Source organism: Paenibacillus helianthi, from assembly GCF_001909055.1.
Lineage (GTDB): Bacteria > Bacillota > Bacilli > Paenibacillales > Paenibacillaceae > Paenibacillus_AQ > Paenibacillus_AQ helianthi.
This window is the reverse complement of the sequence record NZ_LVWI01000077.1, coordinates 19,652-29,069: the sequence shown is the minus strand read 5'-3', so window position 1 is coordinate 29,069 and position 9,418 is coordinate 19,652. Positions and strand designations below refer to the sequence as shown.

Sequence of the window (9,418 nt, the reverse complement as noted above, 5' to 3'; positions counted from 1 at the left end):
TAGTAGCAGATTGCTCCGCCTTTCATCCCTCGCCCATGAGGGTGAAGGAATTATCCGGTATTAGCTACCGTTTCCGGTAGTTATCCCAGTCTAGAGGGTAGGTTGCCTACGTGTTACTCACCCGTCCGCCGCTAAGCTTATCCCGAAGGATAAACTCCGCTCGACTTGCATGTATTAGGCACGCCGCCAGCGTTCGTCCTGAGCCAGGATCAAACTCTCCAAATTGGTATTTAGAAAGAGCGATTGCTCATTTTGAAACATCTGACGAGAATAAAATATTCTCTATTTTTGGATCTCACTTGCGTGAAATCCCACTCACTCGTTGTTCAGTTTTCAAAGATCAAGCTCGTCGTCGGCGCCGATTATCTCGTCACCAGCAACTCTTATAATATATCACGTTCGACCGAGTAATGCAAGCTCTTTTTTTCAACTTCATTTCGAGCTCGGCGCTGATGTTTCATGGCCGGAATAAGAATATACCATGTACAGAGTTTCATTGCAAGCATTATTTTTAAGATACATCTTAAAAGGCTGCCCCATACTTAACCACCGATTGTTACAGCAGCTAAAAAGGGAAGCAGCCTTAGGGACAAACAGCTTAGACAGCTTTAAGCAATAATCTCTTGGATATACAACTCCCGCTCCAGCATTAAATTAACGATTGCACTTTCCACTTGCACCATCGGGCGGGTGGGATTACTACGATCTGTAAAGATAATTTCACCGTGGCGACCATCACTAAGACGTATTCTTGTACCGTTGTATAGGTTAGTTGTTTTCTGAATGAACGTTTGGACAATGACAGGATCAAGTTTACCAAAGCTCTCTGTAAGCAGCTGCTCCAATACAAGGTAAGGTGACTGTGCCCTTCTATAGGCCTTTACAAGTGTCATGGCATGGAATATATCTGCAACTGCAACAATCTTGGCATAGAAGTGGATCTGACTGCCTTCCATATGGAGCGGATAACCTGACCCGTCAATTTTCTCATGATGCTGCAGCGCAGCCAGTCGAACACCTTCATTGATAGCCGTAACATTACGCAGCAGCTGGTATCCATAGGTTGTGTGCCTGCGGACTTCCTCTATCTCAGGAGGAGTCAACGGCGTTGGCTTTTGCAGCAGGGCAGCATCTACCTTGACATTACCTATATCATGCAGCAAACCTGCAAAAGCACACTGCATCCAATCCTTTTGTGGATATCCGCACCACTGGGCGATTTTATAGGAGGTTAAAGCAGAGAGTACTGCATTGTGATAATTATATTCCTGTTCCAGATGAACGCGTGGTGCAAATTTCAGTACATGATAGTCCTTCAAGTGGCTGATTAGAGCTTCTAACTGACTTCGTAATTCTAATATAGGGAGTGGGGCGGCGGCAGCCGACGCATAGCTTTTCTTAACAAGCGCCACCATCTTCTCATACTCATCATGAAGTGGAGAATTGCTTTTGACCAGCTGAGATTCATTGATTACAGCACCAGACTTTACCAAAGTTGTCTGCTTTGTTGCTTTGGCTGTATCAGGAGCAGTGCTGTCTCCAAGAGTACCTTCTATCTCTATTTGTTGAATCAAAAAGGCCTGCAGGATTTCAATATCCCTCGGCAATATAATTTTCCCTTTGGTGAACAGAACGCCACCCAAAGGTGTGACTACATCCTTAATAATTTTTGTACCTGGCTTAACTTCCCCTACCATTATGCTTGGCATACATTCAGCCCCTCTGTTTCAGTGACACTTATATTCAGTGATTTTACTTCCCTAATTATAGTATGGATAACCTCAAGCGACTAGATGGGGTAAGGTGTTTCCTTAAAAATTAATTCCAGTGATATATACATTTCAACCCCATGTACGCAAAAAGAGCATGAGTCTCTGCAAACAGAAACCCATGCTCTCCATGATAAATTTATTCGAGATTATCTTCTTCATTATCGGAAACAGCTTCGGACTGACCTTCTTCAACAGTTCCTTCTGCTGCTGCATCCAGAATCTCTTCTCCGTTCTCTTGTTCCGAGAACTCATCTTCTTCATTCTTATCGGCTCTGCAGAGCGTAGCCACTGCATCATCTTCACGGATATTAATCAGCTTGACCCCTTGGGCATAACGGCCCATGGTAGAAATGCCATCCATGCTGGTACGGATCAGAGTGCCACTCGTCGTGATGATCATGAGGTCCTCATCTTTTTTGACAACCTTCAGTCCGACTACCGGACCGTTTTTGTCAGTAAGATTAATGGTCTTGATCCCCTTACCGCCACGGGTTTGGGAGCGATAGTCAAGGGCAGGGGTACGTTTACCATAACCCTTGGTGGTAACAATCAGTACCTCAAGCTCCTTATCTACACAATCCATCCCAATGACCTGGTCATTCTCATCCAGTGAAATACCTTTAACACCAGTTGCGCTGCGTCCCATAGAACGAACATCGTTCTCAGAGAACGTAATCGACATCCCGCGTGCCGTACCAATAATCAGGTTCTGCTCACCGTCTGTCAGCTTCACCTCGATCAGTGAGTCCTCTTCACGGAGATTGATCGCAATCAATCCGCCTTTACGGATATTGTTGTAATCCTCAAGAGGTGTCTTCTTCACGATCCCTTCACGGGTAGCAAAGAACAGATATTTGTCACTGTCGGCATCTTCTACTTGGATGACAGCGCTAATCTTCTCACCCTGCTCAATCTGAATCAGGTTAATGATTGGTGTTCCCCGGGCAGTGCGTCCCAGCTCAGGAATCTCATACGCTTTGATCCGGTAGACCTTGCCTTTATCAGTAAAGAACATCAGATAATTGTGGGAATTACTTACAAAGAGATGCTCCACAAAGTCCTGATCCTTGGTATCCATCCCTATAACACCACGGCCTCCGCGTTTCTGGCTGCGGTAGGTGCTAACAGGCAGACGCTTGATATAGCCGGTATGCGTAATGGTGATGACAACCTCTTCACGCGGGATCAGATCCTCATCGAGGATACTTTCTTCACCTACCGTGATTTCCGTACGGCGGTCATCAGAATACTTATCCCTAATCTCCTGAAGCTCGTTGCTGATAATCTCCAGTACCAAATGCTCATTAGCCAGAATTTCACGGTACTCCGCGATCTTGGCCAAAAGCTCGTTATACTCGTTCTCAATCTTTTCCCGTTCCAACCCGGTCAAACGCTGCATCCGCATATCAAGAATGGCTTGTGCCTGTTCTACGCTGAGGCTGAATGTGCTCATTAAGCCATCTCGTGCAATATCCGTCGTACGGGAGGCACGGATTAAAGCAATAACCTCATCCAGATGATCCAGCGCGATCCGAAGACCTTCCAGGATATGTGCCCGTGCTTCAGCCTTCTTAAGATCAAAAACAGTCCGCCGACGGATAACTTCTATCTGGTGCTGCAAATAGTGGTATAGCACATCACGGAGATTAAGAGTCTTTGGTTCGTTATCAACGATAGCAAGCATGTTAATTCCAAATGTAGACTGCATCGAGGTGTGTTTGTAAAGATTGTTCAGCACAACGCTCGGGTTCACATCACGTCTCATCTCAATAACTACACGCATGCCGTTGCGGTCGGACTCGTCACGCAGATCTGTAATGCCTTCAATCCGTTTTTCACGAACTAATTCAGCGATCTTCTCCACCAATCTGGCTTTGTTGACCTGGTAAGGCAGCTCACTAACAATGATTCGCGCTTTTCCGTTATTCTCTTCAATATGTGCTTTGGCTCGCATTGTAACCGATCCGCGGCCAGTCCGATAAGCTTGACGAATACCTTCACGGCCCAAAATATAACCGGCCGTTGGGAAATCCGGACCTTGAATATATTCCATGAGTTCCATGGGTGTAATATCAGGATTCTTGATCATAGCCTGTACACCATCAATAACCTCTCCCATATTATGAGGAGGAATATTGGTAGCCATACCAACAGCGATACCCGACACCCCATTTACAAGCAGGTTCGGATAACGGGCTGGCAATACTACCGGCTCATTCTCTTCACCATCATAGTTGGGCGCGAAATCAACCGTTTCTTTGTTCAGATCGCGAAGCATTTCACCGGCAATTTTGGAGAGCCGGGCTTCGGTGTACCGCATTGCAGCAGCCATGTCCCCGTCAATAGAACCAAAGTTCCCGTGACCATCCACGAGCATATACCGCATTGAGAAATCCTGCGCCATACGTACCATCGTTTCATAAACAGCAGAGTCCCCGTGAGGATGATATTTACCAATTACCTCACCGACGATTCTTGCAGATTTCTTATGAGGTTTATCGGCAAACATTCCAAGTTCCGACATTGCAAACAAAATGCGTCGGTGGACAGGCTTAAGTCCGTCCCGCACATCCGGCAAAGCCCGGCTCACAATGATGCTCATCGCATAATCCATAAAGGATTCGCGCATTTCCACACCAATGTCCCGATCTTTGACTTGCGGGTTATTTTGTTCAGCCATGAGTTGCTGGACCTCCTTCAGTTAAAAACCGCTACCCTTTATTATATTACTTTCACAAAAGTAGCACAATTAAACATGATAGCCTTTTATCTTCTAGAATGATTTTCTTTTAGTGGGATACGGGTATACGCCCTCTCAGCCAATGGCCTCAGTACATAGACTGTAATGACAGGAAGAATGACCTTATAGCCCTGTTTTTGTCCTAAAAGACATAGCCCCATATCCTTATATTATAGCACTGTTTGGGTGGCTTGTCCTGACATTTCAGTATACCTAGCGCCAGACCCTATGTATATGAAATCCATTATTACGACGAGCAGATGAGTAATGGATATCCTATCTACATGAAATAAACTAGGGGATTGATTGCTCGTAATACTTTGAAGGAGGTAGATCATGAGGATTCAACGGGTATCCAGCAAATGGTCCAAGACAAAAGTCATTCTACAAAACCGTCAGCTGGCTATATTCATCCCCGAAACGCGAAAATATAGTCAAGAGGCGTTAATTGAACTGCTTGAGATCTATGGAACAGTATATATTAAGCCAGATCGAGGTACCTATGGCAGCGGCGTAATGAGGGCAGAACAGCGCACGGTTCATTTAAGCCCGAGTATCCATCAGCCCGGCAATGACTGCGCTCCAAACCATGATATGGAGAATAGCAAAATAATCGTTGAACAAAAGGTAATATATATCCTTCGTTACGCAAAAGATGTAGAAGCTTTTTCCTCACTACAAGAGCTGCATGCAGCATTATTGCTGCGGATTAAGGGTCGTATATATTTGATTCAGCAGGGCATTGATCTACTACACCATCAGGACCGGCCCTTTGATCTAAGGGTACTTACGCAAAAAAACCTGTCAGGAGCTTGGGAAACGACGGGGATGCTGGGGAGAGTAGCCGCACCGCAAAAAGTAGTCACCAATTATCATAGTGGGGGCAGTATTTTTTCCGTCCACCATCTGCTTAAAGAACATATGAGTCCACTTGAACTGAAAACAACCATTCAGCAGTTGAAATCATTGGGAGTAAAAATTGCTACGCAGCTAGAAACTGCTTATCCGGATCTTAAAGAGATTGGACTTGATGTGGCTATGGATCCGCATCATGATCTCTGGCTACTGGAGGTCAATACACTTCCATCCATTATTGTGTTCAGCCGCTTTCAGAATAAGTCAATTTACCGTAAAATCCGCCTTTATGCAGTAGCATACGGGAGATTAAAAAGAACCCGCTCCTTGATTTACCGGCGCAAATTGGCAAAAAGAAGATAAAAAATAAGAACCTCCGCATTCTCATATTTATTACAAATAGAGAAAACGGAGGTTCACTATAACAGCCTACAAATATTAGATATCCAGATTTCTTACGGATTGAGCATGCTCCTGGATAAATTCGCGGCGTGGCTCAACATTATCGCCCATTAGCGTATCAAAGATTCCGTCGGCCAGAATCGCATCCTCAATGGTAACCTGCAGCATCATACGACTCTCAGGGTCCATAGTTGTATCCCAGAGCTGTGTCGCATTCATTTCCCCAAGACCTTTATAGCGCTGAACGTTAACTTTAACATTCTCGCCGAAACTGGCAATAATCTCATCCCGCTCCTTCTCAGTTTGAGCATAGCGGATGACCTTGTTACGTTCAACCTTAAACAGTGGCGGCTGAGCGATATAAATATAGCCTGCTTCGATAATTTTTCGCATGTATCGGTAGAAGAACGTTAGCAGCAAGGTTCTGATATGCGCTCCGTCAACGTCCGCATCGGTCATGATGACAACCTTGTGGTAACGGGCCTTTGACAAATCGAAGTCATCACTGATACCGGTTCCCAATGCCGTGATAATTGCCCGAATTTCAGCATTGGACAGTATACGGTCGAGGCGTGCCTTCTCAACATTCAGGATCTTCCCGCGAAGCGGTAGAATCGCCTGGAAATGTCGGTCACGTCCCTGCTTGGCGGAACCGCCGGCGGAGTCCCCTTCGACGATGTACAGCTCGCTGATAGAAGCATCCTTGGAGGAGCAGTCAGCCAGCTTGCCCGGCAGGGCACTTACTTCAAGCGCACTCTTGCGGCGGGTCAGCTCACGGGCCTTGCGGGCTGCTTCGCGGGCACGGGAAGCCTGCATGGATTTCTCCAGCACACGCCGGGAAACTGCCGGATTCTCTTCCAAAAATTCCTGCAGTTTTTCTCCGAAAAGGGATTCCACAATACCACGCACTTCACTATTGCCCAGCTTGGTCTTGGTTTGGCCTTCGAATTGAGGCTCAGGAATTTTGACGGAAATGATCGCCGTTAGACCTTCACGCACATCATCACCGGTCAGGTTGGAGCTGCTGTCCTTAATTACTCCGGTCTTACGGGCATAGTCATTGATGATTCTGGTTAATGCACTCTTGAAGCCGGATTCATGAGTCCCGCCCTCATGCGTATTAATATTATTGGCAAAAGAGTAAATGTTCTCTGTGTAGGAATCGTTATACTGCAGAGCAACTTCCACCGCAATCATATCACGCGAGCCTTCCACGTAGATTGGGTTCTCGTGCAGCGCTTCTTTTTTCTCATTCAGATATTTCACATATTCTACGATACCGCCCTCGTATTTGAAAACATTCGATGCTCCCGTTCTTTCATCCAGCAGCGAAAGCTCAATACCTTTGTTCAGAAAAGCCAATTCGCGAACACGGGTAAGCAGGGTCGAATACTCAAACACAGTGGTTTCAGTAAAAATCTCCGGATCTGGATGGAACGTTGTAGTCGTACCCGTCTCATCGGTATCACCGATAACCCTGATATCATATTGCGGAGCACCGCGTCTATATTCCTGCTGGTAGATATGACCGTCGCGCTTAACGTTCACAACCACCTTTTCGGACAAGGCATTCACGACAGATATCCCTACACCATGCAGACCGCCTGATACTTTATATCCGCCACCGCCGAATTTCCCTCCCGCATGCAGGACAGTCATAACAACTTCGAGCGTGGACTTCTTCAGCTTTGCATTCTCTCCGACAGGGATACCCCGCCCATTATCAATTACAGTAACACTATTATCTTCATGAATCTTCACTTGAATCCGGTCGCAATAGCCTGCCAGCGCCTCATCGATACTATTATCGACAACCTCCCAGACCAAATGATGCAGACCTTTGGCGCTAGTAGAGCCGATGTACATGCCGGGACGTTTCCGAACTGCCTCCAGCCCTTCCAGTACCTGAATCTGGCTCTCATCATATGTCGGTTGATTCATTGACATGCCTTCACCTACTTCTTTCAGATTATCTCTTGTACATCATACAACGTTATATTTCCAACAAAATTTTGGCTCGTTTTTTGAGAGTGGAGGAGGAGATAGGGGAGTAATATACAGTATTTTTGGTTACGACAATGGACTTCGCTTCCTCTTCACCGATTCGTTCCAGTTTTTTGTCCTGCTCGGAATGAATAATGAACTGCTTCGATACCTTGGAAGATTTCTCAATCGTGATATCAAATATAGCAATTAACTCTGAGGATCGAATAATCTTTTCCCCGCCCAAATGAATATACATGGTATTCCTCCGCTCTTTAGATCTCCACTTTCCCGTCATGCACATGATATAGGCTTGCGCCTTTTAGTTTATCGGCACTCAGACTTTCAACCCCGGTGGCGGTGATAAAAGTCTGTACCTTGCTTTGAAAAGTTTCGATAAGCTGGGTCTGACGATAAGGATCAAGTTCGGACAAAACATCATCAAGAAGCAGCACAGGGTACTCTCCGATCTCCTCATGGATCAGCTCAATTTCCGCCAGCTTGAGCGATAAAGCTGCGGTGCGTTGCTGCCCTTGGGAACCGTAGACCTGAGCTTCTCTTCCGTTGATAAAAAAGGACAGGTCATCCCTATGGGGACCCGTCAGCGTCATGCCGCGTCTGATTTCCTGATCTCTCGTTTGTGATAACTTTAACATAAAATTGTCTAATAAGACAGCTTCATCTTCCATCTCACGCTCACCAAAAGAGGGAACATACAATAGTTTCAGCTCTTCTCCGCCGTTCGTAATGCCACGGTGAATGCTTTCTGCCCATATCTGCAGCTTCTTTATGAATTGTTTCCTTTTTTTGACGATTTTAACACCATGTTCTACAAGTTGGGCATCCCATATCTCTAAAAGCTCTTTGCCTGCAGCCTCTTTCCCCCAAAGCTGCTTCAGCAGGTTGCCTCGCTGGAGCAGTACTTTCTGGTATTGCTGCAGATGAAACAGGTAGCCTGGCTGCACTTGGCCAATTTCCATATCGAGGAACCGGCGCCGGATGCCGGGGGTTCCTTTGACAATCTCCAGATCCTCCGGAGCGAACATGACAACGTTCAAAGAACCTATGAACTCGCTCAGCTTTCGTTGCTCCAGTCCATTAATTCTGGCTTTTTTGCCTCCAGTAGTCAGGGTCAGTTCCAGCTTCAAATCCCCGTATTTACGTTCCACCTCGGCCACAATCTGCGCAGAGCCTGCTGGAGCGTCAAAGGAAATAAGCTCCTTGTCCTTGGAGGTCCGATGACTCTTAGTCATCGCCAGCACAAACAGGGCCTCCATCAGGTTCGTTTTACCCTGGGCATTCTGACCAAGTATCAGGTTTACATCGCCAAGGTTCTCCAGACGCAGCAGCCCGTAATTGCGGTAATGCTGAAGACCGATATTTTTGACAAACACGAAGCTGTGCCTCCCCGAAGTGTTACTCTTTTATTCCGCCGCCTTCGACTTCAAAAACGCCGTTATCCTGAACCTCTATTTTATCACCCGGGTACAGCTTTCTTCCACGCCGATCTTCCTTTTCTCCGTTGACCCATACGTGTCCTTCCTGAAGCAAGGCTTTGGCCATCCCGCCTGTGGATACACAATCAGAGAGTTTTAAAAACTGGTCGAGTTTAATATATCCACTGTGGATAAGTATTTTTTTCATGATTTTTGTCCTTTCAGCCACT

7 protein-coding genes and 1 rRNA gene are annotated in these 9,418 nt (G+C 46.1%); 1 reads left to right on the top strand and 7 read right to left on the bottom strand.

Going from position 1 to position 9,418, the window contains the following annotated elements:
- The 3 genes from A3844_RS26655 to gyrA all read right to left on the bottom strand — a co-directional run.
- A 16S ribosomal RNA gene (locus tag A3844_RS26655) occupies positions 1-225 on the bottom strand; the annotation flags it as partial.
- Between the two features lie 383 nt (positions 226-608).
- Positions 609-1,709, bottom strand: coding sequence for an HD-GYP domain-containing protein (locus A3844_RS26650; protein ID WP_074109022.1), 1,101 nt, complete (start codon positions 1,707-1,709; stop codon positions 609-611).
- A gap of 199 nt (positions 1,710-1,908) precedes the next feature.
- Entirely contained in the window at positions 1,909-4,452 is a 2,544-nt protein-coding gene (gyrA, locus tag A3844_RS26645; protein WP_074109021.1) for a DNA gyrase subunit A, read from the bottom strand.
- Positions 4,453-4,848: 396 nt separating this feature from the next.
- On the opposite strand from gyrA, the gene A3844_RS26640 reads away from it, so the two are divergent.
- Complete coding sequence (locus A3844_RS26640; RefSeq protein WP_074086492.1) at positions 4,849-5,730, top strand: YheC/YheD family protein; 882 nt, start codon at positions 4,849-4,851, stop codon at positions 5,728-5,730.
- Between the two features lie 75 nt (positions 5,731-5,805).
- On the opposite strand, the gene gyrB is transcribed toward A3844_RS26640, so the two are convergent.
- From gyrB to yaaA, 4 genes are read right to left on the bottom strand one after another with little or no spacing between them, the layout of a single operon-like run.
- Positions 5,806-7,716, bottom strand: coding sequence for a DNA topoisomerase (ATP-hydrolyzing) subunit B (gyrB, locus tag A3844_RS26635; protein WP_074086491.1), 1,911 nt, complete (start codon positions 7,714-7,716; stop codon positions 5,806-5,808).
- Positions 7,717-7,762: 46 nt separating this feature from the next.
- A complete protein-coding gene (gene remB, locus A3844_RS26630; protein ID WP_074109020.1) occupies positions 7,763-8,011 on the bottom strand; it encodes an extracellular matrix regulator RemB in 249 nt (82 codons plus the stop codon).
- 16 nt (positions 8,012-8,027) lie between these two features.
- A complete protein-coding gene (recF, locus tag A3844_RS26625; protein ID WP_074086490.1) occupies positions 8,028-9,146 on the bottom strand; it encodes a DNA replication/repair protein RecF in 1,119 nt (372 codons plus the stop codon).
- A gap of 22 nt (positions 9,147-9,168) precedes the next feature.
- Complete coding sequence (gene yaaA, locus A3844_RS26620; protein ID WP_074086489.1) at positions 9,169-9,396, bottom strand: S4 domain-containing protein YaaA; 228 nt, start codon at positions 9,394-9,396, stop codon at positions 9,169-9,171.
- Between the last annotated feature and the right edge of the window lie 22 nt (positions 9,397-9,418).